The sequence below is a fragment of the Roseateles sp. P5_E1 genome, assembly GCF_054049335.1.
Map to the genome: position 1 here is coordinate 1 of NZ_JBFUMN010000537.1, position 502 is coordinate 502.

General features: G+C 68.3%; 1 protein-coding gene. It reads left to right on the plus strand.

What is annotated here, in order from left to right; translation table 11 throughout:
- Nucleotides 1-502 (plus strand): FlgK family flagellar hook-associated protein (locus ACXJKJ_RS32515; RefSeq protein ID WP_457395893.1); only part of this gene is annotated, 502 nt, incomplete at both ends.

Here is a 502-nt window from a genome sequence, read left to right on the forward strand (position 1 = left end):
GCTATACCGGCGGCAACGCGGTGATGCAGGACGGCGGCTTGATGAACGTCTACACCGCCGGTGGCCAGGCGCTGGTGGTAGGCACCACCGCCTCCAAGGTCACCACCGTGGCCGATCCGTACATGCCCGAGCGCCTGCAGCTCGCGCTGGAGAGCGCCGGCCAGAAGATCACCCTGGAACCGAAGACCCTCGGCGGCCAGATCGGCGGTCTGCTGGAGTTCCGCGATACCGTGCTGACGCCCACCCAGGCCGAACTGGGCAAGCTGGCCGTCGGCATGGCCAGCAGCTTCAACGATGTGCACCGCCAGGGCGCGGACCTGTACGGCAACCTGGGCGGGGACTTCTTCAACATCGGCAGCCCGCGCATCACCGGCAACGCCAACAACACCGGCACCGCCAGCATGACCGCCAGCTTCGGCGACCTGTCCAAGCTGGACGGGCAGAACGTGCTGCTCAAGTTCGACGGCACCCAGTGGCAGGCGACCCGCGCCGACACCGGCGC